Source organism: Hylemonella sp. GW821-FHT10B10 (assembly GCF_059415585.1).
Window position 1 is genome coordinate 1176627 of record NZ_JBWKNN010000001.1, and the last position, 22339, is coordinate 1198965.

Annotated in this window: 21 protein-coding genes and 3 tRNA genes; 15 read left to right on the top strand and 9 right to left on the bottom strand. The window is 63.5% G+C overall.

What is annotated here, in order from left to right:
• The first annotated feature begins 112 nt into the window (after window positions 1-112).
• From AC07NT_RS05780 to AC07NT_RS05805, 6 genes are read left to right on the top strand one after another with little or no spacing between them, the layout of a single operon-like run.
• Entirely contained in the window at window positions 113-715 is a 603-nt protein-coding gene (locus AC07NT_RS05780) for a Maf family protein (protein ID WP_498597392.1), read from the top strand.
• A gap of 13 nt (window positions 716-728) precedes the next feature.
• Window positions 729-2204, top strand: a complete 1476-nt coding sequence (gene rng, locus AC07NT_RS05785) for a ribonuclease G (protein ID WP_498597391.1) — start codon at window positions 729-731, stop codon at window positions 2202-2204.
• 17 nt (window positions 2205-2221) lie between these two features.
• Entirely contained in the window at window positions 2222-3355 is a 1134-nt protein-coding gene (locus AC07NT_RS05790) for a glycosyltransferase family 4 protein (RefSeq protein ID WP_498597390.1), read from the top strand.
• Complete coding sequence (locus AC07NT_RS05795; protein WP_498597389.1) at window positions 3352-4689, top strand: glycosyltransferase family protein; 1338 nt, start codon at window positions 3352-3354, stop codon at window positions 4687-4689. The genes AC07NT_RS05790 and AC07NT_RS05795 overlap by 4 nt, the downstream gene beginning before the upstream one ends.
• The gene (locus AC07NT_RS05800) at window positions 4686-5618 is read left to right on the top strand and encodes a glycosyltransferase family 2 protein (protein WP_498597388.1); all 933 of its coding nucleotides are present in this window, start codon (window positions 4686-4688) and stop codon (window positions 5616-5618) included. Before AC07NT_RS05795 ends, AC07NT_RS05800 begins: the two co-directional genes overlap by 4 nt.
• Window positions 5588-6952 (top strand): O-antigen ligase family protein, encoded by a 1365-nt coding sequence (locus AC07NT_RS05805; protein ID WP_498597387.1) that lies wholly within the window; start codon window positions 5588-5590, stop codon window positions 6950-6952. The genes AC07NT_RS05800 and AC07NT_RS05805 overlap by 31 nt, the downstream gene beginning before the upstream one ends.
• On the opposite strand, the gene AC07NT_RS05810 is transcribed toward AC07NT_RS05805, so the two are convergent.
• From AC07NT_RS05810 to AC07NT_RS05830, 5 genes are read right to left on the bottom strand one after another with little or no spacing between them, the layout of a single operon-like run.
• Window positions 6949-7839: a DUF6492 family protein gene (locus AC07NT_RS05810; RefSeq protein ID WP_498597386.1), complete on the bottom strand. Its 891-nt coding sequence runs from the start codon at window positions 7837-7839 to the stop codon at window positions 6949-6951. The genes AC07NT_RS05805 and AC07NT_RS05810 overlap by 4 nt on opposite strands.
• 37 nt (window positions 7840-7876) lie before the next feature.
• Window positions 7877-8893 carry a class I SAM-dependent methyltransferase gene (locus tag AC07NT_RS05815; RefSeq protein ID WP_498597385.1) on the bottom strand — a complete coding sequence of 339 codons (1017 nt, stop codon included), beginning with the start codon at window positions 8891-8893 and terminating at the stop codon, window positions 7877-7879.
• 34 nt (window positions 8894-8927) lie between these two features.
• Complete coding sequence (locus tag AC07NT_RS05820) at window positions 8928-9644, bottom strand: polysaccharide deacetylase family protein (RefSeq protein WP_498597384.1); 717 nt, start codon at window positions 9642-9644, stop codon at window positions 8928-8930.
• On the bottom strand, window positions 9641-11413 hold the full coding sequence (msbA, locus tag AC07NT_RS05825; protein WP_498597383.1) for a lipid A export permease/ATP-binding protein MsbA: 1773 nt from the start codon (window positions 11411-11413) through the stop codon (window positions 9641-9643). Before msbA ends, AC07NT_RS05820 begins: the two co-directional genes overlap by 4 nt.
• On the bottom strand, window positions 11374-12165 hold the full coding sequence (locus AC07NT_RS05830) for a glycosyltransferase family 2 protein (RefSeq protein WP_498597382.1): 792 nt from the start codon (window positions 12163-12165) through the stop codon (window positions 11374-11376). Before AC07NT_RS05830 ends, msbA begins: the two co-directional genes overlap by 40 nt.
• Window positions 12166-12236: 71 nt before the next feature.
• Here AC07NT_RS05830 and AC07NT_RS05835 point away from each other — a divergent pair, with 71 nt between their 5' ends.
• From AC07NT_RS05835 to AC07NT_RS05870, 8 genes are all read left to right on the top strand, one after another.
• Window positions 12237-13091 carry a glycosyltransferase family 2 protein gene (locus tag AC07NT_RS05835; RefSeq protein WP_498597381.1) on the top strand — a complete coding sequence of 285 codons (855 nt, stop codon included), beginning with the start codon at window positions 12237-12239 and terminating at the stop codon, window positions 13089-13091.
• Window positions 13091-14380, top strand: a complete 1290-nt coding sequence (gene tolB, locus AC07NT_RS05840) for a Tol-Pal system beta propeller repeat protein TolB (protein WP_498597380.1) — start codon at window positions 13091-13093, stop codon at window positions 14378-14380. Before AC07NT_RS05835 ends, tolB begins: the two co-directional genes overlap by 1 nt.
• A 35-nt stretch (window positions 14381-14415) precedes the next feature.
• The gene (gene pal, locus AC07NT_RS05845; RefSeq protein ID WP_498597379.1) at window positions 14416-14937 is read left to right on the top strand and encodes a peptidoglycan-associated lipoprotein Pal; all 522 of its coding nucleotides are present in this window, start codon (window positions 14416-14418) and stop codon (window positions 14935-14937) included.
• A gap of 21 nt (window positions 14938-14958) precedes the next feature.
• Window positions 14959-15729 carry a tol-pal system protein YbgF gene (ybgF, locus tag AC07NT_RS05850; RefSeq protein ID WP_498597378.1) on the top strand — a complete coding sequence of 257 codons (771 nt, stop codon included), beginning with the start codon at window positions 14959-14961 and terminating at the stop codon, window positions 15727-15729.
• Window positions 15730-15752: 23 nt separating this feature from the next.
• Complete coding sequence (locus AC07NT_RS05855) at window positions 15753-16868, top strand: YeeE/YedE family protein (RefSeq protein WP_498597377.1); 1116 nt, start codon at window positions 15753-15755, stop codon at window positions 16866-16868.
• A 16-nt stretch (window positions 16869-16884) separates the two neighbouring features.
• Window positions 16885-17634, top strand: coding sequence for a tRNA threonylcarbamoyladenosine dehydratase (locus tag AC07NT_RS05860; RefSeq protein WP_498598496.1), 750 nt, complete (start codon window positions 16885-16887; stop codon window positions 17632-17634).
• A 65-nt stretch (window positions 17635-17699) separates the two neighbouring features.
• A tRNA-Lys gene (locus AC07NT_RS05865) sits at window positions 17700-17775 on the top strand.
• A gap of 23 nt (window positions 17776-17798) precedes the next feature.
• Window positions 17799-17874: transfer RNA gene (locus AC07NT_RS05870), tRNA-Asn, on the top strand.
• Window positions 17875-17978: 104 nt separating this feature from the next.
• Here AC07NT_RS05870 and AC07NT_RS05875 read toward each other — a convergent pair.
• Window positions 17979-18054 (bottom strand) — tRNA-Lys (locus AC07NT_RS05875).
• Between the two features lie 95 nt (window positions 18055-18149).
• On the opposite strand from AC07NT_RS05875, the gene AC07NT_RS05880 reads away from it, so the two are divergent.
• Window positions 18150-18353, top strand: coding sequence for a hypothetical protein (locus AC07NT_RS05880; RefSeq protein ID WP_498597376.1), 204 nt, complete (start codon window positions 18150-18152; stop codon window positions 18351-18353).
• Window position 18354: 1 nt separating this feature from the next.
• Here AC07NT_RS05880 and AC07NT_RS05885 read toward each other — a convergent pair whose 3' ends face one another.
• The 3 genes from AC07NT_RS05885 to dapE are packed head-to-tail and all read right to left on the bottom strand — an operon-like array spanning window position 18355 to window position 22339.
• Complete coding sequence (locus AC07NT_RS05885; RefSeq protein WP_498597375.1) at window positions 18355-20310, bottom strand: ABC-F family ATP-binding cassette domain-containing protein; 1956 nt, start codon at window positions 20308-20310, stop codon at window positions 18355-18357.
• Entirely contained in the window at window positions 20307-21197 is an 891-nt protein-coding gene (gene prmB, locus AC07NT_RS05890) for a 50S ribosomal protein L3 N(5)-glutamine methyltransferase (RefSeq protein WP_498597374.1), read from the bottom strand. The genes AC07NT_RS05885 and prmB overlap by 4 nt, the downstream gene beginning before the upstream one ends.
• A complete protein-coding gene (gene dapE / locus AC07NT_RS05895; RefSeq protein WP_498597373.1) occupies window positions 21194-22339 on the bottom strand; it encodes a succinyl-diaminopimelate desuccinylase in 1146 nt (381 codons plus the stop codon). Before dapE ends, prmB begins: the two co-directional genes overlap by 4 nt.

Below are 22339 nucleotides of genomic sequence, written 5' to 3' on the forward strand. Positions count from 1 at the left end.
GGGGCCCCACTTCCGCCTGTTCAAGCCTGCGCAGGCAGGCTTGAAGCCGCAGGCGTCAGCCTCTCGGGGGCCCTCGCGCCTTGGGGCGGCCCGGCGGCGCTCAAGTCCTGCCATGTCTGACTTCATCTATCTCGCCTCCCAGAGTCCGCGTCGCCGCCAGTTGCTGGAGCAAATGGGCGTGCGCCATGAGCTGCTACTGCCCGACGCCGGCGAGGACGCCGAGGCGCTGGAGGCCGTGATACCGGGCGAGGCGCCCGCCGCCTATGTACAGCGCGTGACCCAGCTCAAGCTCGATGCCGCGCTGGCGCGTCTCAAGCGCCGCGGCCTGCCGGCCGCGCCGGTGCTCTGTTCGGACACCACGGTGGCGCTGGGCCGGGTGATCTACGGCAAGCCTGCCGATGCAGCCGACGCCCGGCGCATGCTGGGCGAGCTCTCGGGCACGACGCACCGGGTCCTGACGGCCGTGGCCGTCGGCACCGTACGGCGCCGCCAGCAGGCCCTGAGCGATTCGCGTGTCACCTTCGTGCCCATGAGCCGCCAGCAGATCGCTGCCTATGTGGCCGGCGGCGAGCCCATGGGCAAGGCCGGTGCCTATGCCGTGCAGGGCCGGGCGGCCGTGTTTATTTCACGGATCTCGGGCAGCTACTCTGGCATCATGGGACTGCCCATGCACGAGACGGCACAATTGCTGCATACCTTCGGCTTCAAGATCTAGAACCAACAGAGCCATGCAAGAAGACATCCTGGTCAACTGGTCGCCGCAGGAGACGCGCGTGGCCGTGGTGGAAAACGCGGCTGTACAGGAGCTGCACGTGGAGCGTGCCTGCGAGCGCGGTCTGGTCGGCAACATCTACCTGGGCAAGGTGTCGCGCGTGCTGCCGGGCATGCAGTCGGCCTTCATTGACATCGGGCTGGAGCGCGCGGCCTTCCTGCACGTGGCCGACGTCTGGCATCCGCCCGCCGAGGGCGAATCACTGAGCGCTTCGCGCGCATCCCAGTCGCAGGTGCCGATCGAGAAGCAGGTGTTCGAGGGCCAAGCGCTGATGGTGCAGGTCATCAAGGATCCGATCGGTACCAAGGGCGCACGCCTGTCCACCCAGATCAGCATCGCCGGGCGCTTGCTGGTCTTTCTGCCACAGGACGATCACATCGGCGTGTCGCAGAAGATCCCGCTGGCCCAGCGGGACGATTTGCGTACGCGCTTGCAGAAGCTGGTGGGCGAGCAGGGAGGCGGTTTCATCCTGCGCACCAATGGCGAGGACTCCAGTGACGCCGAGCTGGGCGATGACATCACCTACCTGCGCAAGACCTGGACACGCATCAAGGATGCTTCCACCCGGCTGCCGCCCAAATCCCTGCTGCACCTGGACCTGAATCTCTTGCAGCGTGTTCTGCGCGATCTGGTCAGCGAGCACACGGTGACTATCAAGGTCGATTCGCGCGAGCAGTTCGAGGCTTTGCACGCCTTCGGCATGGAGTTCATGCCGGCTGCGGCGGCCAAGCTGCAGCACTACAAGGGTGAACGGCCCATCTTCGACCTCTTCGGCATCGACGAGGAGGTCGGCAAGGCCCTGGGTCGGCGTGTGGAGCTCAAATCCGGCGGCTACCTGATCGTGGACCAGACCGAGGCACTGACCACCATCGACGTCAACACCGGTGGCTTTGTGGGTGCCCGCAATTTCGACGACACCATCTTCAAGACCAATCTGGAAGCCGCAGGTGCCATCGCCCGCCAACTGCGCCTGCGCAACCTGGGCGGCATCATCATCGCGGACTTCATCGACATGTCGCGTGAGGACCACCGCGAGGCGGTGCTGTCCGAGTTCCGTAAGCAACTGGCCCGCGACCGCGTCAAGACCATGTTGGGTGGCTTCTCGCAGCTGGGCTTGCTGGAGATGACACGCAAGCGTACCCGTGAATCGCTGGCGCACATGCTGTGCGAGGTGTGCCCGAGCTGCGAGGGCAAGGGCATCGTCAAGACCCCGCGCAGCGTGGCCTACGACATCCTGCGCGAAATCCTGCGCGAGGCGCGCCAGTTCAATCCGCGCGAATTCCGCGTGGTGGCCGCGCCCCAGGTCATCGAGCTGCTGCTCGACGAGGAAAGCCAGCACCTGGCCGGCCTCTCCGACTTCATCGGCAAACCGATCTCTCTGCAAAGCGAGACGGCCATGGGGCAGGAGCAGTACGACATCGTCCTGCTCTGAACCGGAATCTTCGAGCCATGCGTATCGCCATCATCAACCGTGTGTTTTCCAGATCCGCTGGCGGCGCTGAAAGCTATTCGGTCGCCATCACACAACAGCTTGCTGCCCGGCATGAGATCCATGTCTTTGCGCAGGAAACGAACCAGCCTGTGGACGGGGTGAGCTACCACCCGGTCTTTTGCCTGAGCAAGAAGCCCCGCTGGGTCAATCAGCTGCTGTTTGCCATGGCCACCTGGTGGCAGACCCGCAAGGGCTTTGATGTGGTGCACTCCCACGAAAACACCTGGCACGGCCAGGTGCAGACCGTGCATGTGCGGCCCTTGCGCCACAACCTGCTGCATGGCCGGCGCGGCCTGAACCGCACACTGCGCTGGCTCAAGGTGTGTCTGAGCCCGCGCCTGATCACCTATATGCTCCTGGAGGGTGCGCGCTTCATGCGCAGGCCCGGCCGGGCCATCGTGGCGACGTCCAAGACGCTCAAGCTTGAGTGCGAGCAGGCCTACCCCGCCAGCCGCAAGCGTCTGGCGATCATCACGCCGGGGACCTATCTGAGGCAGGACACCATCACGCGCGCCATGGCGCGTCGGCAACTGGGTCTGCCGCACGAAGTGCCGCTGTTGCTCTTTGTGGCCAACGACTACAAACGCAAGGGGCTGGACGCACTATTGCAGGCGATGGCGAAGCTGGCGCCCGAAGTGCATCTGGCGGTGGTCGGCGATCCGGCCCCCATCGCACATTACCGGCAGCAGGCTGAAAAGCTCGGCGTGGCCAATCGGGTGCATTTCCTGGGCTCGCTGGATGATCTGGACCCGGCCTATCGCGCGGCCGACTGCCTGGCCCATCCCACACTGGAAGACAGTTTTGCCATGGTGGTGCTTGAAGCCATGGCGCACGGCCTGCCGGTTGTGGTCAGCGGCCCGGTGCATTGCGGCATCTCGCGCGAGTTGCAGGACCGCCACGAGGCGCTGATCCTGCACGATCCGCGCGATGCCAATCTGCTGGCGGGGATGCTGCGTTCCGTGCTCGACCAGCCTGAGCTGGCTGATCAGTTGCGCCACCATGGGCTGGAGTTCGCCCGGGCGCATACCTGGGAAAGCGCCGCCCTACAATACGAAGCGCTATACCAGCAGGCCGCCGCCACTTCCCGATGACCGACCCGATCCGGCAACGCTGGCTTATCTTGGCCCATGCCTTCAATATGGACGGCCGGGCCGCCAGCCAGACCATCACCGACAAGCTCCCGCACCTGCACCAGGCCGGCATAGAGCTGGTGGTGCTCAGTGGTGTGTCGGGCCGCAAGGACGAGGTGGTTGAGCACCACCAGCTGTGGCCCGCCGGCCCCGCCGGCCTGCGTTTCGAATTGCGGCATGTACTGCGCCGGCGTTTCGAGAATCGCTTTGTCTACCGCCTCCTGATGACCCTGGCCTCGCTTGTGCTGCTGCCCGGACTCGTCGTCGAGAAATTGCTGCGCCCGGTAGAGAGCTCCTGGTCCTGGTGGCTCGGCGCCTACCTGAAGGGCAGGGCGCTGGCCCGTCGCCAGCCTTTTGACCTGATCTACTCTACCGGTGGTGCCTTTGCGGCCCATCTGGCCGGCGGGGCGCTCAAGCGCGCCACCGGTACACCCTGGCTGGCCGAGGTGCACGACCCCTTTATCACCCCTGGCAGCACGCCGCAGACAGCGCAACAGAAGATGCAGGCGCGGGTGGAGGCGTTGATCTGCGGCGAGGCCGATGTCGCCATCTGGTTTACCGAACAGGCCCTGGCCAGCGCCCGGGCACGGCATCCCGAGCTGGGCCAGCGCGGCAAGATGCTGCTGCCCGGCATCGACCCGCCCTTTCAGAGCCTGCCACCCTATGCGCCGGGTGACAAATTTATCGTGGGCCATTTCGGTTCGCTTTCAGCGACGCGCAACCTGGTGCCTTTCATCGAAGCTCTCGAGGCTTTGCAGGCACGCCGCCCGGACCTGGTGGCTGCCACCGAACTGCACGTCACCGGTGGCCCGCTCGATGCCGTTTCAAGCGCGAAACTCGCCCAGTCTCCGGTGCGGGCCTGCGTGCGCCATCTGGGGCGCATCGAAGCCGATCCCGTCACGGGACTCTCCGGTCGTGAACAGATCCTGCGTCGTATGCGCGGCGTGGACGTGCTCTTGCTGCTGCACGGCGAAGAGCCGATCTGCGAGGAGTACATCCCGTCCAAATTCTATGAGTACCTTTGGATGCAGCGCCCCATCCTGGCCACCGTGCACCGCAATCCGCAGATGACCGGCATGTTGCGTGGTGCTGGCCATACGGTCGTGCAGACGGGCGAAGTGGGACAGGGTGCAGCAGCCTCAGCCACTGAATTGGCCCATGGCCTGGTGCAGTTGTTCGATCGCTGGTGCGGTGCGGGCCTGCCGGACAGCGGTTTCTCCAGTCCCTACACCACCCAGGCTGCCGTGGCACGTCTGCTGGTCTGGGCGACTGATTTGAAGAGGAGTCCTGTGTGACGACACCTTTGCTGTCCCTGGTTGTTCTTGGTTTTCGCAATTTCGACGTAACCACGCGCGCCTGCCTGGAGTCGTTGGTGCCCTGGTTTGATGACGCAGAGATTGAAGTCCTGGTTGTCGACAACGGCTCGCCAGACGATTCAGCCGGAAAAACCGCTGCCTGGTGTGCGGCCCACCCGCGAGTGAAATGCCTGCTGAGCGAATCCAACCGCGGTTTCGCTGGCGGCATGAACTGGGGGGTAACACAGGCCCGCGGGCAATGGTTGCTGCTGGTCAACAACGACACCGTCTTTCCGGCGGGCACGCTGGACGCGCTGAAGCGCACGGTACGCGAGGTTCCGACCGACGTGGCCATGCTAGGGCCTGTGACCAATGCAGCTGGCAACGGGCAGCGCCTATGGAAGCCTGGCGCCACGCATGAAGACTGGCTGCAGATCGGCCAGTGGCTGAATGAGAACCCGACGCACCAGCTGATGCCGGCCTACCGCTGCGATTTCTTCTGTATCGCCATCCGGCGCGATGCCTGGGACCGGCTCGGTGGCCTCGATCTGGAGTTCGGCCTGGGCTATTACGAGGATTTCGACTTCAGCCTGCGACTGGCCAAGGCGGGCTACCGGCAGATGATCACGGAAGACGTGTTCATCCTGCATGTAGGCAGTGCAACCTTCAAGGCCAGCCCCGCGGCGCGGGCGCTGATCAAACGCAACAAGAAGCTGTTGAAGTCCAAGCACCCGGAGGCGCGCTTTGAACATACCCGCCTGGGCAATCTGGCGGTGCTGCGGGCCTACAAAAAGTTGGAGGCTGACGGTCTCTGGAGTCCCCAGCTCGAGTCCAGGCGCCAGTTGCGCCTGGGTGCCCTCAATGGCGACGCACCGCGTAGCTTTTTCAAGAGATGGTTATGGAAAAACAAAGTCGCACGCACGCTGTGAAAGCGCAGCTATCCGATCCGGCGATCTGGACCGGTCTTTTTGCAGCGATTTATCTCGCGGTCTTGCCAATGGCCGACACCATTGCGCTGCGCAACGTAGCCTTATTTGCCCTGTTCGTATCCTTGGCCTGGCAGTTTCCCAAGATACGTTCCGAGTTCCGTCTGGGCCTACCGGTCCTGCTGTGGATGGCCTACTTGCTGGTTTTTCCGTTGATTGCCGACGACCATAGCGTTGCATTGCGCAGCCTGGAGGGTCAGTGGGGTCGCGGCATATTGGCCATGTTGGCAGGAGCCGGAACAGCGCTTGTGTTACGCAACAGGACTACGGGCGTGGCCTTTCATCTTGGATTGCTAAGTACCTTGACCCTGCTGGTTTTTCTATCACTTGTCGCCTGGAGAACGCTTCAAACAGGAGCTATTCCCTGGGGTTATTGGGGGCGGGAGAGTCATCATGCCGATCTAGGCTATGCCGCCGGACAGGCCGTGATTCTGCTCACGGCGGCGCTTATTGCTGGTCACGAAAAGTACCGCCGGTGGGCGCTGCTCCTCGTGGCCTGCGCGCTCATTTCTCCCGCGCTGGCCAACTCGCGTGCTGGACTCTCATTTGCTATCCTGGGCGGGGTGCTAGTCTTTCTCGCCGCGGTGTTGACCCAGGCCGGTGCGACAAGACGGTATGTGCTGGGAGGTATGGCTGCCTTGCTGCTTGCCGGGGTGGCGGTCGTCGGTGTGGCGATCAAGGTGGACCCCCGCTGGCAGGATATGACCGTCAAGTTTGCCGCGGGCTTTTTGGGGGACCCGATCCTTATCGAATGCGAAGGGACGGCTTCAATCGAGGCCGAGATCGCCGCGCGTTACGGTCCTGCGGGGCGCGCGCAGAGCGTGATCGCCGCAGTGCAAGATGGCGACGGGGCCCGCGTTGTGATACTGCGTGCTGGCTTGGAACTGGCCTACAAGCACCCATGGGGCCTGGACGGGTCCAGGCAATCCTTTCAGAAGTTGTTGCGACAGGAATGCGCTGCCCCGGTCCTCAACATGGCCCATGCGCACAACGGCTGGGTCGACACGGCACTTGCCATTGGATGGGCGGGTGTCCTGCTCTATTTCTGGGTGTTAGTGTATTTCTGCATTCAGGGTTTTATGTATCTAAGGAGCAATTCTGAACTGAATGAATGGGCCTTGATCCTGATAGCCCTGTCCATATTTTGGACGCTCCGCGCGTGGACCGATTCGGTATTCCGAGATCATATGTTCGAGATGCAGGGCTTCTTACTGGCGTACGCCTTGCTGCAGGCGCGCCGGTGGAGCGGAAACGCCGGGCGGAAGACCGCCGACTAGATCCGGCCGAGCAGGCGTTTCACCCTGCGTGCGATCCGCGAACCCAGGGAACCGGCCTCGCGAGGCCAATCCATCTGACGGTCCCAGGCGGATTGGTGGATGACACCGCTGTACAGGGTCGCAAGATCCTCGGCCTTGACCCCCGCACGACGGTCCTTGTCGAGCTGCCACGCGTAGTGATAGACCTTGAACAAAGGCTGGCATGGGACCAGGGGGATAGCCTGGTAGCGTAGCAGCGCCTCACCGTACCAGTTCAGGTCGATGGGTTCCAGCAGGATGGCATCCAGAAAACTCATGCCCCGGGGTGTCAGGAATTCCCGGTCCAGGCTTTCCCATACGTCCCGGTGCCAGATCGGCGGATTGGGGCCAAAGCTGTAACAGCGGCCGGTCCGCTCGAACAGTCGCATGAACTTTTCGGCCTCCTGCATGAAATCGCGCACCACGTGGGAGCGACCGGTTGTGATTGCCAGATCCAGCAGCTCATGTCCTTCATCGATGACGGTGTAGGGCTCGCCGTTTTCGAGTACGAAGTCACGCCGGTGGAAGGGGCGGATGAACATCGAGTCCGAATCGATGCAGGCGTAGGCGTCGCTGACCCCAAGACGCCAGAATTCCGACTTGATCACCTGTTGAGACAAGCCCCCACGCAAGGCGGCAAGCTTCTCCTTATCAATTTTCGGATTTTTCGCGATGATTTGCTCGTCCTCGACGAGTTCCACCGGAAGTCCTGACAGGAAATCGCGAAACAGCGGCATGTCTCGTTGAGGACAGGAAACGTAGAAAGGGATGCTGTCTGTATTGAAGCGCTGGACCGACTCGGCCAGCCGGCGCGTACGCTTGACGTCGGTGCTGAAGCTCTTGCAATACAAAGCAATGCTGGTTTTCATGGTGCTTCCCGCGGGCCTGCTGTCTGTGAGCTGTCGATCAAGATGGGAACTTGAGGATAAAACCTGCCAGTGCCGCCGTCCCCAGCCGGTTCTGTTCTGCGATCGCAGTTTCATAGGCCTGGAGACGTTCGCTGCCAAAACTGGACAGGTCGCGCGTGACGACATAGGAGCGCGGATCGAGCAGAGCAATGCCGGCCTTGTGCTGTTCGCTTGCCAGGTAGTCGTCAATGGTTCCTTCGAAGTGCACGCGATCGACGGTCATCCCGCATTTCCGGGCGAACAGTTTCATGGACTGGACGCTGAAGATGTAGATGTGACGGGGTGCATCCAGTGACCACCAGTACTTGCCGTATTCCTCGGAGAGTGCCGAGCCGGAGACTGGGAGTCGCACGAGAATTTCTCCACCGGGCTTCAGAAACCTGGCAACCTTGACCAGATCGTCAGCTGGCGTAGGCGAGTGCTCCAGCGCATGGTTGAACATGATGAGATCGAAGGTCTCACCGGCAAAGCGGCTTTCCAGCTCACCGATGGACGCCTTGAAGACCCGGGCACCATTGCGATAGGCAATGTCCTGCGGGACGAAGGGGTCGATGCCTACCACCCTGCGGATTCCCAGATCGGCCAGCTCATGCAGCAGCTCGCCGGTACCGCTGCCGATCTCGAGGATGGACATGTCGCGGCGCAGCCTGGTGTGACGTGACAGGTGATTGACGGGGCAAGGCCTGGCCCCAGCCAGCAAGCGGCCCAGCACGCCTGTGCCGAAGTAATAGAACTCGTTGCGCAGGCGTCGTTTGAGTTGACGCAGACGGGCTGAGAAGGTGTCTGGCTCCTTGTACTGGAAGGAGTAGTAGGACTGCGGGTAGTACTTGCCGTAGTCATCCAGTTTTTCGGGCTGATAGGTCGAGCCGCAGTCCGTGCAGTGCACGTACCGGAAAGGGCCATCACGGCCATGCATCATTTCCATGGGCAACAACTCGGAGAGTCGGCTGGAGCCGCAAATCTCACAAACTGTCCCAGCCTTGGCGGGCGACGGATTATTGGTGGTGGTGCTCATGACGGTGCTGGTATGGGTCGGATGACGTGCTGGATCAACCGCGCCGATCTTCGTAAGTCGTACTGATCTTGAGAGCGAAGTGCAGCAGATGCGTCGCTTGTGCCACCAGCACGCGTCGCAGGGCCATCAGGTTATCGCCCGCATGAACCCGTCCCCGGCGTGTCGTTGTCGCTGTCAGATAGCCGGCTTCCTCTGCCATCTGGCTGTGTTCGGCATGGAAGCGGCCATAGGGGTAGCAGAAGTGCCGCACCTCGCAGCCAAGTACTTTTTCAAGCTCCCGTTTCGATCCGGCAATCTGTTCGCGCGCCTGCTCGGCGCTCGACTGGTTCAGGTCGGCGTGGGTCTTCGTATGGGAGCCGATATCCATGCCGCCGGCCAGCCAGGTCCGCCAGTCGGCTTCACTCATCAATGGCTTTTCGGCGACAAGGCCCTGATCCCAGCTGTTGGTGCCACCTATCATGCTGCTCACGGCATAGCAGGTGGCCGTGAAGCCGAACTTTTTCAGTATCGGCAGGGCGTTGTGCAGATTGTTCTGATATCCATCGTCAAAGGTGATGCCGACGACCTTGCCCCGCTTTTCGCCTTTGAGATAGGGCTCGAGGTCGCGCATGGACATGCCGCGGTAACCCAGTAGCTTGAGCAGCAGCATCTGACGACCAAATGAGCCGGGCGATACAACCAAGCCACGCAATGGCGTGCCGCTGGGCGGCGGCACGTCAATCTGGTGGTACATAAGGATGGGGATATTCATGTCTGTACGCGTGTGAGGTTGGCGTAATAACCACCACTGGCCAGCAATTCGGCGTGGGTGCCGCTTTCCACGATGCGTCCCTGTTCCAGCACAAGGATGCGGTCCGCATGTTCGATGGTGCTCAGGCGGTGGGCGATGACCAGCGTGGTTCGGTCTTTCATCAGCACCGCCAGGGCGGCCTGTACCTGGCGCTCTGATTCAGTGTCCAGGGCCGAGGTTGCCTCGTCCAGGATCAGGATGGGGGCGTCCTTCAGCAGGGCTCGTGCAATGGCGATGCGCTGGCGCTGGCCGCCCGAAAGACGGGCGCCGTTCTCGCCAATCATGGTGTCCAGACCCTCGGGGAGTTGCTCGATGAACTCCCAGGCGTAGGCCGCGCGTGCCGCCCGGACTACGTCATCCCGGCTGTGCGTACCCAGGGTACCAAAGGCAATATTCGCTTCGACTGTGTCGTTGAACAGGACCACGTCCTGGCTGACCAGGGCGATGTTTTGCCGCAGGCTGACCAGGGTGAGGTCCTGGATGTCGATGCCATCCACGAGGATCCTGCCGCCGCTGGCAGGGTAGAAGCGTGGAATCAGGGCGCTGATGGTGGTCTTGCCGCCCCCGGAGGCTCCAACGAGGGCGACGCTTTGTCCTGCCGCTGCATGAAAGCTGATGTCTCTCAGCGCAAGGCGCTCGGCCCCGGGATAAGAGAAGCTGACCTGCTCGAACGTGATGTCGCCGCGTGCCCGGCCCAAAGCGCGTGTGCCGCCATCGGCTTCCTGTGGCGTGTCAAGCAGATCAAAGACGCTTTCCGCAGCCGCCAGCCCTTTTTGCAGGGTGGTGCTGACGGTCGTGAGCTGCTTGAGCGGCGCAATCAGCAGCAACATGGCCGTAATGAAAGAGACGAAGCCGCCTGCAGAAGCGCCGGCTTGGCCGGTGGCCTGGCTCAGCGCAAGGTAGGTGATGACGGCGACCGCGATCGCTGCGGCGATGTGGGTGATGGGGGTGGTGGCCGACGCGGGAATGGCTTCGCGCATCTGGGCGCGGCGAAACTGCTCGGTCGCATCGCCGAAGCGCCCGACCTGATGGGCTTGCCCGCCGAAGATCTTGACCACCTTCTGTGCCTTGACTGTCTCTTCGATGGTGTGGGAGATCAGGCGCATCGACTGCATGCTCTTCTGGCTGGCTGCGCGCATGCGCTTGCCGAAGGACTTCACGGTGTAGGCAATGACAGGGCCGATCGCGAGCGTGATGAGTGTCAACTTCCAGTCCAGGTAAAGCAGATAGGCCAGGAGGGCGATCGCCGTGAGGGATTCGCGGACCACCGTGACCAGGGCGCTGGTCGCAGCTTCGGAGACATGGCTGACGTCATAGACCAGTCGCGAGATCAGCTGACCGGCCGAGTGCTGGTCAAAATGCTGCGTCGGCAGGGTGATCAGCCTGGCGAACATGGCGCGCCGCAGGTCGGTGACCACTCGGCTGGAGATCCACATCATCAGGTAGCCTGTGAGGTAGACAAAGAGGCTGCGGACCACGAAGAGCAACACGATGCCCGTCGGGATCAGCCAGACCATGCGCGGGTCGTCGGTCTGGAAGCCCTTGTCCAGCAGGTATTTCATGATGGCCGGGAAGACGGGTTCGGCTGCCGCCGTGGCCACCATGCCGACCACGGCCAGTGCAAACGCTTTCCAGTACGGCCGCACGTAGGACAGCAGCCGCAGGTACAGGGAGCGGTTGTTCGAAGCCATCAGGGAGGAGCGCCGGCCTGCGACTTTGGGGCCTTCCAAGCTTCGCCCTTCTGCATCTCCAGCGCCTTCACGTAGCGGTAGAAGGTGCCCTCGAAGTTGCCCAGGGCAATCATGAAACCGGCCCAGCCGTCCAGAAAGCCCAGCTTGAAGACATAGTGCTTGACAAAGGACCAGATGCCATGCGCCAGGGCCGAGCTCATGGAGATCCGCTTGTGCACGATCTTCTCGGCCCCCAGGCTCGAATAGCGGTTGGCCTTGTGCATGACCTCGGCCATGTTCTTGAAGGGGAACTGCCAGATCACGTTTTTCAATGTGCCCAAAGGCCGATCGGTGTGCAGCACATAACCTTCGTGCACGGGCTTGAGGTCGTAGCTCATCTTGCCCTTGCGGAAGAACTGCGGCTGGCGGAAGTTGGGGTACCAGCCGGAGTGCCTGATCCAGCGGCCCATGAAGTAGTTGCGCCGCGGCACGCGCCAGACGTCCAGGGACTCCGGGTTGTTGGCAATGGCGCGCACCTCGGCCGCCACCTCGGGCGTGCAGCGTTCATCGGCATCGATGCTGAAGATCCACTCGTGCGTGCAGGCCGCGATGGCCTGGTTGCGCAGGTCGCCGAAGCCCTTGAACTCGACCTGCACGACGCGCGCGCCCAGGCGCGTGGCGATGTCCTGTGTGCCGTCCGTGCTGTGGGAGTCGACCACGATGATCTCGTCCGCCCACTTAGCGCTTTCGATGGTGGCCGCGACCTTTTCGGCCTCGTTGTAGGCGATGATGTAGACGGAGATTTGGCTCATCGAGGGGTGGTAGTATTCGGCGGCCTGTCCGTATGGCACAGGCGGGTATCAGCCGTGTAGTCTAGTTCAAAATGAACCCCTCCGAGCCCGTTTCCGTGGTCATCACGACCTATAACCGCAGCGACGCCCTGCTGGCCGTGCTGCAGGGGCTGGCGCGGCAGACCGACCGGAATTTCGAGGTGATCGTGGCGGACGACGGCTCGCGTGAAGAACACCGCCGAGCCATTCTTGAGTCACCCGTGGCCCGCGAACTGCACCTGACGCATGTCTGGCATCCTGACGTCGGCTTTACCGCTTCCAAAGTGCGCAACCGGGGTGTGGCGGCCGCCCGCAATTCCTACCTTGTGTTTTTGGATGGCGACTGCGTACCCGAGGTGGATTTCATCGCGCGTCACAAGCAGCTGGCCGCACCCGGCCGTTTCGTCAATGGCAGCCGCGTGCTGCTCTCACCCGAATTCACGCAGCGCGTGGTGGCAGGCACCGAACTGATTTGCGGCCGCAGCGCTTTCTACTGGCTGAACCGGCGCCTGCGCGGTGAGGCCAGCAAACTCACCCATCTGCTGCGCCTGCCTGACGGGCGCGCCCGGGTGCGCCGCGAGTTCTACTGGAAGGGCATACGCAGCTGCAATATGGGCGTCTGGCGCAGCGACTACGAGCGCATCGACGGCTTTGACGAATCTTTCGTCGGCTGGGGGCACGAGGATGCCGATTTCGTGCTGCGCCTGCACCATGCCGGTGTGGCGCGCAAGAACGGCTTTTGCGCCACCGAAGTTTTTCACCTCTGGCACAAGGAGGCCGCCCGTGGTCAGGAGTCGCAGAATGCCCGCACGGTCCGCGAGCGGGCCCTGTCGGGTATCGTGCGTGCGGCCTCGGGTTATGCTCAGGCCCGCCCGGATGACGATGTTGTGGTGACGAGGCTGGGATAATGCAAAAAATGATGAGACGCTACCTGTTGATTTTGATGACGCTGCTGGCCGCCTGGCCGGCATATGCCCAGTTCCGGGTCGAGGTATCCGGCGTTGGCCTCACGCAGCTGCCGATCGCCTTTGCGCCGTTCCGGGGCGAGGACGCCTCGCCCCAGAAGATCAGCGCCATCGTGCAGGCCGATCTGGAGCGCAGTGGCCAGTTCCGCAGTGTCGCGGCCCGTTCCGGCGCGCTGGACGAGAATGCGCGTCCGGACCTGGTGCCCTGGCGCCAGAGCGGTGCCGATTCCCTGGTGGCCGGCAGCATCTCCCGTTTGGCCGACGGCCGTTATGACGTGCGTTTCCGCCTTTGGGACGTCGTGGCTGGCCGTGACCTCGGTGGCCAGAGTTATGCCATCTCCCAGGCGGACCTGCGTCTGGCGGCGCACCGCATCGCCGATTTCGTCTACGAGAAACTGACCGGCGACAAGGGCGTGTTCTCGACCCGCATCGCCTATGTCACCAAGGCCGAGCAGCGCTACAACCTCTGGGTAGCCGACGCCGATGGCGAGGGCGCCCAGCCTGCGCTGAGCAGCCCCGAACCCATCATTTCCCCCAGCTGGTCGACCGACGGCAGGCAACTGGCCTACGTGTCCTTCGAGTCGCGCAAGCCGGTGGTCTACATCCACGACGTGGCGAGTGGCAAGCGCCGCCTGGTGGCCAATTTCCGCGGCTCCAACAGCGCGCCGGCCTGGTCGCCCGACGGGCGCAGCCTGGCTGTGACGCTGAGCCGTGACGGGGGCTCGCAGCTCTACACGCTGGACGTCGCCACCGTCGGTGCGGAACCGCGCCGCCTGACCCAATCCTCCAGCATCGACACCGAGCCGATCTACTCGCACGACGGCAAGTTCATCTATTTCGTCAGCGACCGTGGAGGCAGCCCGCAGATCTACCGCATGCCTGCCACCGGCGGCAACCCCGAACGCGTGACGTTTACTGGCACTTACAACATTTCCCCCTCGCTGAGCGCCGATGGCCGCTGGCTGGCGTATATTTCCCGGGTGAGCGGCGCCTTCAAGCTGCACGTGATGGAGCTGTCGACGGGCAATGTCAGTGCCCTGACCGAAACCAGCGCCGACGAGAACCCGAGCTTTGCCCCCAACAGCCGTCTGCTCCTCTATGCGACCAAGCAGCAGGAACGCGAAGCCCTGATGACCACCACGCTGGATGGGAAAATCAAGGCCAGGCTGGCCGGGCAGGGCGGAGACATCCGGGAACCTGATTGGGGCCCCTTCCAGAAACCATCCAATTGATACCGATCGATACCACAGGAGTAATAACTATGTCGATGAAGAAACTCGTCTTGCTGGGTGCCGTCAGCTTGGTGCTGGCCGCTTGCTCGTCCGTGAACCTGGACAACCCCCCGGTCGAAGACCGCTCCACTGGCACGGGCGCTGGCGCCAATGCCGGTGACAGCGTCGTGGCCAAGACCTCGGTCGTTCCGGTCGACGACGGCAAGTCTTCGCAGGCGGCGATCGCCAATGTCTCGCGCCTGGTGTTTTTCGACTACGACAGCTATGTGATCAAGCCCGAGTTCCAGACCCTGATCGACGCCCATGCCCGTTACATCAAGGCCGATGCCAAGCGCAAGGTCGTGATCGAAGGCCATACCGACGAGCGCGGCGGCCGCGAGTACAACCTGGCCCTGGGCCAGCGCCGTGCCGAAGCCGTGCGCCGTGCCCTGGTGCTGCTGGGTGTGGCCGATGGCCAGATCGAGGCCGTGAGCTTCGGCAAGGAAAAGCCCGCCGTGCAGGGCAATGACGAAGCCGCCTGGTCCAAAAACCGCCGTGCCGAGATCAGCTACCGCTGATCGAAGGCTGGTGACTTTGCGATGAGCAAGACACTCCGTCTGGCAGCCCTGCTGCTGTGTGCCTCTGGCGCCGCGCACGCCGGCCTTTTCGACGACGAAGAGGCCCGCCGCGCCATTCTTGACCTGCGTCAGCGCGTGGACAGCGTGCGCCAGGACACCGAGAAGCGCTCGGCCGAGCAGGCTACCCGTAGCGCCGAAGAAAACGCCCAGCTGCGCCGCAGCCTGCTGGAGTTGCAGACCCAGATCGAGACCTTGCGCGCCGACATGGCCCGTCTGGTCGGGCAGAACGAGCAGCTCACGCGTGACGTGGCCGAGTTGCAGCGCCAGCAGAAGGATGTGGCGGTCGGCATCGACGAGCGCCTGCGCAAGTTCGAGCCGGCCAAGGTCACCGTGGATGGCCGGGAGTTCCTGGCCGACCAGGCCGAGAAGCGCGATTACGAAGCCGCATTGGGCATCTTCCGCAAAGGCGACTTCGCGGCTGCGCAGACCGCCTTTGTCGAGTTTCTCAAGCGCTATCCCAACAGCGGTTACGCGCCGTCGTCCTTCTTCTGGCTGGGCAATGCCCAGTACGCTACGCGGGACTATCAGGTGGCCATCCAGAACTTCCGCAACCTGCTGACCCAGGCACCGGACCACATGCGTGGCCCCGAGGCGGTCCTGTCCATCGCCAACTGCCAGGTCGAGCTCAAGGACATCAAGGCGGCGCGCAAGACGCTGGAAGACCTCATCAAGGCCTATCCGCAGTCCGAGGCCGCCGCTGCGGCCAAGCAGCGCCTGCCGAAGCTGAAATAGGCCGGGTGCCCTAAAATCCGGGGATGCAAACCCCCGACATCTCCGCGCTCAACACCCTGGTGTTGAGCGCTTCCTTTTTCCTCTCCCTGCTCTTCGGCGCCATCGCGCAGCGCACCCATTTCTGCACCATGGGCGCTGTCAGCGACGTGGTCAATATGGGCGACTGGACGCGTATGCGCCAGTGGGGCCTGGCCATCGGCGTGGCCATGGCGGGTTTTGCCCTGCTGGCCTATGCCGGCCTGATCGATCCCGCCAAGACCCTGCACGGCGGCAACCGCTGGCTCTGGCTCTCGGCTGCCGTTGGTGGTGCCCTGTTCGGCTTCGGCATGGTGCTGGCTTCGGGTTGTGGCAGCAAGACCCTGGTGCGGGTGGGTGCGGGCAACCTCAAGTCCCTGGTCGTCCTGCTGGTCATGGGCCTGGCTGGATTTGCCACCATGAAGGGCATCACCGCCGTGTTGCGCGTGGCCACCGTGGACCGCATCACGGTCGACTTTGCCGGCCCGGCCAATCTGTCCTATCTGTCGGCTTCATCGCTGGGCCTTACACCCGCCCTGGCTGGCCTGGTGCTGGGCCTTGGTCTGGGCGCAGCCCTGATCGTCTGGGCCTTGCGTGGCGAGCAGTTCCTGAACACCGACAACCTGCTGGCCGGCCTGGGCATCGGCGGCATCATCGTTGCGATGTGGTGGGTCAGCGGGTCTATGGGCCATGTGGCCGAGCACCCGCAGACGCTGGAAGAGGTTTTCCTCGCCACCAACTCGGGTCGCGCCGAAGCCCTGAGCTTCGTGGCCCCGGTGTCCTACGCACTGGACTGGCTGATGTTCTATAGCGACAAGAGCAAGGTGCTCACGCTGGGCATCGTCTCCGTCTTTGGTGTCATCGTCGGCTCCGCCCTCACGGCCCTCTGGAACCGCAGCTTCCGCTGGGAGGGTTTCGGCGGCACCGAGGACGTGGCCAACCACTTGGTGGGGGGCTTGCTCATGGGTGTGGGTGGTGTCACCGCCATGGGCTGCACCATCGGCCAGGGCCTGACCGGCCTGTCCACTCTGGGGCTCAACAGCCTGGTGGCCTTTGCGGCCATCGTGGCCGGCGCCGTTCTGGGTTTCAAGTACCAGGTGTGGCGCCTGGAGCGCATGGCCTGACGTGACAACCGTCACCATGGACGCAGAGCGCCGTTTTGGCGGCTTGGCCCGCCTCTACGGCGTGGCTGGTGCCCAGCGCATCCGTGCCGCTCATGTGGCCGTGGTGGGGGTCGGCGGCGTCGGCTCCTGGGCTGCGGAAGCCTTGGCGCGCAGCGGGCTGGGGCAGCTCACGCTGATCGACCTGGACCATGTGGCCGAATCCAATATCAACCGCCAGGTCCATGCCCTGGAGGCCACGCTGGGCCAGGCCAAGGTGCTGGCCATGCGCGACCGCATCGCCCAGATCAACCCGGATTGCCAGGTGCATGGTATCGAGGAGTTCGTGGAGTCTGCGAACTGGCCCGGTGTCTTGCCAGCCGGCGTGGATGCCGTCATCGATGCTTGCGACCAGGTGCGCGCCAAAACCGCTATGGCGGCCTGGGCACTCAAGAACAAGACAGTCTTCATCAGCGCGGGTGCTGCGGGTGGCAAGCGCCTGGCCCATGCGGTGGATATCGAGGACCTGGGCCGCGTCACACACGATCCGTTGTTGGCGCAGTTGCGTTATCGCCTGCGCAAGGAGCATGGTGCCGCCCGCGAAGGGCGCAAGATGGGCGTGGCCTGCGTCTTCAGCCGCGAGGCGGTGCAGGGCCCCGACGCCTCCTGCGCCGTCGAGGGCGACGGCTCGCTCAACTGCAGCGGCTATGGCTCGTTGGTGGCCGTCACGGCCACTTTCGGCCAGTGCGCGGCCGGGTGGGTGCTCAATGAAATCGTGAAACGCGTTTGAAGAGCACAGAGAAATCACGCTATAATTGAAGGCTTGTCGGGGTTAGCGTAAGCGTCCCGGTCTGGGGGACGTTAGCTCAGTTGGTAGAGCAGCGGACTTTTAATCCGTTGGTCGCAGGTTCGAATCCCGCACGTCCTACCAAGTACAATTCGAATACCGAATATTCCTCGATAGCTCAGTCGGTAGAGCGCCGGACTGTTAATCCGTAGGTCCCTGGTTCGAGCCCAGGTCGAGGAGCCAAATCAAAAGGCCTTGCAGCAATGCAAGGCCTTTTTTGTTGCCGTCGTGCTTTTCATGAGGCAAAGAAAAAGGGATCTGACCTTGCGGTCAGATCCCTTTTGATCTGGTGGGTCCTGAGTGACTCGAACACTCGACCTACGGATTAAGAGTCCGCTGCTCTACCAACTGAGCTAAGAACCCAGACCTCAATTATGGCATAAAAGGAAGCCATTTTCCAGACGCGGCTGAGGCCAGAATACACTTTTGCTCGTCCGCATCACGCAGGAGAAACCAATATGTTCAGAACATCCATCATCGTGCTATCGGCGCTGGTTCTGATGGGTTGCGGCGCCGAAACGGCGACCACAGCCGCCACCGTCGGGGCGGCCAAGAAGCTCGAGATCGAGCAGGGCAAGCAGACCATGGAGCAGGTACAGCAGAAGGTCGGCGAATCCATGCAGCAGATGCAGCAAAGCCCGCAGCGCGCAGCCGACCAGTGAACTAGTCGCCCAGGCTGCCGCTCAGTTCGAGCCAGCGCTCTTCGAGCTGGTCCAGTTCATCCTGTAGCGCACCCAGCCGTTTCCCGAGTTCATTGATCTCGTCCATGCCGGGCTGCCCCGACAGGCGCTCTTCCAACACAGCTTTTTCCTGCGTCAGTTCGGCCATGCGGGCTTCACAAAGTTCGAATTCCTTGCGCAGCTGGCGGCTGCGATTGTCCTCGCGTCGCGGGCGCGCCGACTCGGCCACCACCGCCGGGGGCGGCGGTACGCTGGCAGCCGCAGCCGCCGCTGCGTTGGCCTCCTTGAGGGCTTCGCGCTGGCGCTTGGCTTCGTCCAGCAGGTAGCGCTGGTAATCGTCGAGGTCGCCGTCGAAGGGGCTGATGCCGCCGCGGGAGACCAGCCAGAACTCGTCGCATACCGCACGCAGCAGCGCGCGGTCGTGGCTGACCAGCATCACCGTGCCTTCGAATTCGTTGAGCGCCATGCCCAGGGCCTCGCGTGTGGCCAGGTCCAGGTGATTGGTGGGCTCGTCGAGCAGCAGCAGGTTGGGGCGCTGCCAGACCAGCATGCACAGCACCAGGCGTGCCTTCTCGCCGCCGCTCATGGTGCCCACGGTCTGCTTGACCTGGTCACCCGTGAAGTTGAAGCTGCCCAGGAAGCTGCGCAGGTCCTGCTCGCGTGTGGCCTGGCCGCTGAGTGCGCCACGGGCTGTGGTCTCCTTGACCAGACGGATCATGTGCTCCAGCGGCGTGTCCGGCGGGCGCAGCACGTCGAGTTCCTGCTGGGCGAAGTAGCCAATGGACAGCCCCTTGCCCTCGATGATTTCGCCTGCCAGCGGGGCCAGGTCGCGCGCGATGGTCTTGACCACGGTGGACTTGCCCTGGCCGTTGGCGCCCAGGATGCCAATGCGCTGGCCGGCCAGTACCGACTTGCCGACGTTCTTCACGATCACCGTGGGTGGCGTGCCGGCTGGCGCACCTTCGGGCGGCGGGTAGCCGAAGTCGATGCCCTGCATGGACAGCATGGGGTTGGGCAGGTTGGCTGGCTCCTTGAACTCGAAGGTGAACTCGGCCTCGGCCAGCAGGGGGCCGATCTTTTCCATGCGGTCCAGGGCCTTGACCCGGCTCTGGGCCTGTTTGGCCTTGCTGGCCTGGGCCTTGAAGCGGTCGATGAATTTCTTGAGGTGGGCGATCTTTTCCTGCTGCTTGGCGTAGGAAGCCTGCTGCAGCTCCATCTTCTCGGCCCGCATGTCCTCGAACTTGGTGTAGTTGCCACCGTAGCGGTTGAGCTTGGCGTTCTCGATGTGGACGGTGACGTTGGTCACGGCATCGAGAAACTCGCGGTCATGGCTGATGACCAGCATGGTGCCGGTGTAGCGCTGCAGCCAGGCTTCCAGCCAGACCAGGGCGTCGAGGTCCAGGTGGTTGGTGGGTTCGTCCAGCAGCAGCAGGTCGGAGGGGCACATCAACGCGCGCGCCAGCTGCAGGCGCATGCGCCAGCCGCCGGAAAAACTGTTCACGGGCTTGTCCAGTTCCGTGGTGCGAAAGCCCAAACCGAGGATCAGCGCCTGCGCGCGGGACGAGGCATCGTGCGCGCCTGCATCATGCAGTTCCATATAGGCGTGCCCCATGCGCTCGCCGTCGTCCGTGGCCTCGGCCGCGGCGACTTCGGCCTGGGCCGCAGCCAGGCGCGTGTCGCCCGCGATCACGAAGTCCGTGGCGGACTCGCTGGTCTCTGGCATGTCCTGGGCCACTTGGGCCAGACGCCACTGGGCGGGGATGCTGCAGTCGCCGCTGTCCTCGTGCAGGGTGCCATTGAGCAGGGCAAACAGGGTGGACTTGCCGGCGCCGTTACGGCCGACCAGGCCGACTTTCTCACCGGGATTGACGGTGACGGAAGCAGCATCCAGCAGCACCCTGGCGCCGCGGCGCAGGGTGACATTCTTCAAGGTGATCATTTTTTCAGCAGCGCTTCGCGCGTTATCAGCAGGACTTGTTCGTCGCCTGCACTTGTTTCCAGCCAGGCAGCTTCCAGGCGCGGGAAGGCCGCCTCGAAGTGCTCGCGCTCATTGCCGATCTCCAGGACCAGCACGGCGTGTTCGCTCATCTGCGCCGGGGCCTCGGCAAGCAGACGGCGGATGAAATCCATGCCATCGCTACCGCCAGCCATGGCCAGTTCAGGTTCGGCACGGTATTCGGCAGGCAGGGTCGCCATGCTCTGCGCGTTGACATAGGGCGGGTTGCACAGGATCAGGTCGTAAGGGCCCTGCACCTGGGACAGTCCATCGGACCGCAGCAGGGTGATGCGGTCCTGCAGACCGTGTCTGTCGACATTGATGCGGGCCACGGCCAGGGCGTCGTCCGAAAGGTCGGCGGCATCCACCGTGACCTCGGGCCAGGCCATGGCGGCCAGCACGGCCAGGCTGCCGTTGCCGGTGCACAGGTCCAGAACGCGTTTCGTGTGCACGCCCAGCCAGGCGTCGATGTTGCCGTTGGCCAGCAGTTCGGCTATGAAGCTGCGCGGCACGATGGCGCGTTCGTCCACATAGAAGGGCACGCCCTGCAACCAGGCCTCGCGGGTCAGGTAGGCGGCTGGCTTGCGGGTGCTGATGCGTTCCTGCAGCAGGGCGGTGATCTTGGCCTGCTCTTCCGGGCTGACCGGGCGATCCGCCACGGCGCCGAGTTCATCGAGCGGCAGGCCTAGCTGCCAGAGCACCAGCCAGGCGGCTTCGTCGAAGGCATTGCTGGTGCCGTGACCGTAGGCCACGCCGGCGGCGGTGAGCTGCTCTGCACCGGCCTCGATCAGGGTGATCACGGTCGGTGCCGGCGTGGTGGGCTGGCTCATGACGCGAGCTTTTCCAGCACGCGCCGGTAGATGTTCTTCAACGGCTCGATGTCGGCCACCGGCACGTATTCGTCAATCTTGTGGATGGTGGCGTTGGTCGGCCCCAGTTCGATGACCTGCGGGCAGATCTGGGCGATGAAACGGCCGTCGCTGGTGCCACCGCTGGTGGAGAGCTCGGTCTCGATGCCGGTTTCTGCACGGATGGCGTCGCGCACGGCGTTGACCAGGGTGCCCGGGGTGGTCAGGAAGGGCAGGCCGCCGATGGTCCACGTGAGGTCGTACTCCAGCTCGTGCTTGTTCAGTACGGCAGTAAGTCGCTGTTGCAGGCTTTGCGGTGTGGACTCGGTGCAGAAGCGGAAATTGAAGTCCACCACCACGGTGCCGGGAATGACGTTGCTGGCGCCGGTGCCGCCGTGGATATTGCTGACCTGCCAGGTCGTGGGCGGGAAAAAATCGTTGCCCCGGTCCCATTCGATGGCCGTCAGTTCGGCCAGTACCGGGGCGAACTGGTGAATCGGGTTGCGGGCCAGGTGCGGGTACGCGATGTGGCCCTGCACGCCCTTGACCGTGAGCTTGCCGCTCATGGTGCCGCGGCGGCCGTTCTTGATCATGTCGCCGGTGCGTTGCAGCGAGGTCGGTTCGCCGACGATGCAATAGTCCAGCTTTTCACCGCGGGCAGTCAGCGCCTCACAGACCTTGACCGTGCCGTCCAGGGCCGGGCCTTCCTCGTCGCTGGTGAGCAGCAAGGCGAGGTTGAGCGGGGCCTGGGACCGGGTGGCAAGAAACTCCTCCACGGCGACCACAAAGGCGGCGATCGAGGCCTTCATGTCGCTGCTGCCGCGGCCATAGAGCCTGCCTTCGCGGTGTGTGGGCGTGAAAGGGTCCTGGCTCCATTGCGCGACCGGTCCCGTGGGGACCACGTCGGTGTGGCCGGCAAAGGCCAGCAAGGGCGCGCCGGGCTGGGCGACGCGCTTGGCCCAGAGATTGGTCACGCGGAAGTCAGCCGGGCCGCTGACGATGGTTTCACAGGTGAAACCCAGCGGCTGCAGGCGCTCGGCCAGAAGGGCCTGGCAGCCGGCGTCATCCGGGGTGACGGAGGGGCGAGCGATCAGCTGTTCAGTCAGTTGCAGGGTACGGGACAT

Bases quoted from the DNA above. Each gene is read 5' to 3' on its own strand.
- AC07NT_RS05780 (WP_498597392.1), top strand. From the start codon at position 113: ATGTCTGACTTCATCTATCTCGCCTCCCAGAGTCCGCGTCGCCGCCAG.
- rng (WP_498597391.1), top strand. From the start codon at position 729: ATGCAAGAAGACATCCTGGTCAACTGGTCGCCGCAGGAGACGCGCGTG.
- AC07NT_RS05790 (WP_498597390.1), top strand. From the start codon at position 2,222: ATGCGTATCGCCATCATCAACCGTGTGTTTTCCAGATCCGCTGGCGGC.
- AC07NT_RS05795 (WP_498597389.1), top strand. From the start codon at position 3,352: ATGACCGACCCGATCCGGCAACGCTGGCTTATCTTGGCCCATGCCTTC.
- AC07NT_RS05805 (WP_498597387.1), top strand. From the start codon at position 5,588: ATGGAAAAACAAAGTCGCACGCACGCTGTGAAAGCGCAGCTATCCGAT.
- AC07NT_RS05810 (WP_498597386.1), bottom strand. From the start codon at position 7,839: ATGAAAACCAGCATTGCTTTGTATTGCAAGAGCTTCAGCACCGACGTC.
- AC07NT_RS05815 (WP_498597385.1), bottom strand. From the start codon at position 8,893: ATGAGCACCACCACCAATAATCCGTCGCCCGCCAAGGCTGGGACAGTT.
- AC07NT_RS05820 (WP_498597384.1), bottom strand. From the start codon at position 9,644: ATGAATATCCCCATCCTTATGTACCACCAGATTGACGTGCCGCCGCCC.
- AC07NT_RS05830 (WP_498597382.1), bottom strand. From the start codon at position 12,165: ATGAGCCAAATCTCCGTCTACATCATCGCCTACAACGAGGCCGAAAAG.
- AC07NT_RS05835 (WP_498597381.1), top strand. From the start codon at position 12,237: ATGAACCCCTCCGAGCCCGTTTCCGTGGTCATCACGACCTATAACCGC.
- tolB (WP_498597380.1), top strand. From the start codon at position 13,091: ATGCAAAAAATGATGAGACGCTACCTGTTGATTTTGATGACGCTGCTG.
- pal (WP_498597379.1), top strand. From the start codon at position 14,416: ATGAAGAAACTCGTCTTGCTGGGTGCCGTCAGCTTGGTGCTGGCCGCT.
- ybgF (WP_498597378.1), top strand. From the start codon at position 14,959: ATGAGCAAGACACTCCGTCTGGCAGCCCTGCTGCTGTGTGCCTCTGGC.
- AC07NT_RS05855 (WP_498597377.1), top strand. From the start codon at position 15,753: ATGCAAACCCCCGACATCTCCGCGCTCAACACCCTGGTGTTGAGCGCT.
- AC07NT_RS05860 (WP_498598496.1), top strand. From the start codon at position 16,885: ATGGACGCAGAGCGCCGTTTTGGCGGCTTGGCCCGCCTCTACGGCGTG.
- AC07NT_RS05880 (WP_498597376.1), top strand. From the start codon at position 18,150: ATGTTCAGAACATCCATCATCGTGCTATCGGCGCTGGTTCTGATGGGT.
- AC07NT_RS05885 (WP_498597375.1), bottom strand. From the start codon at position 20,310: ATGATCACCTTGAAGAATGTCACCCTGCGCCGCGGCGCCAGGGTGCTG.
- prmB (WP_498597374.1), bottom strand. From the start codon at position 21,197: ATGAGCCAGCCCACCACGCCGGCACCGACCGTGATCACCCTGATCGAG.
- dapE (WP_498597373.1), bottom strand. From the start codon at position 22,339: ATGTCCCGTACCCTGCAACTGACTGAACAGCTGATCGCTCGCCCCTCC.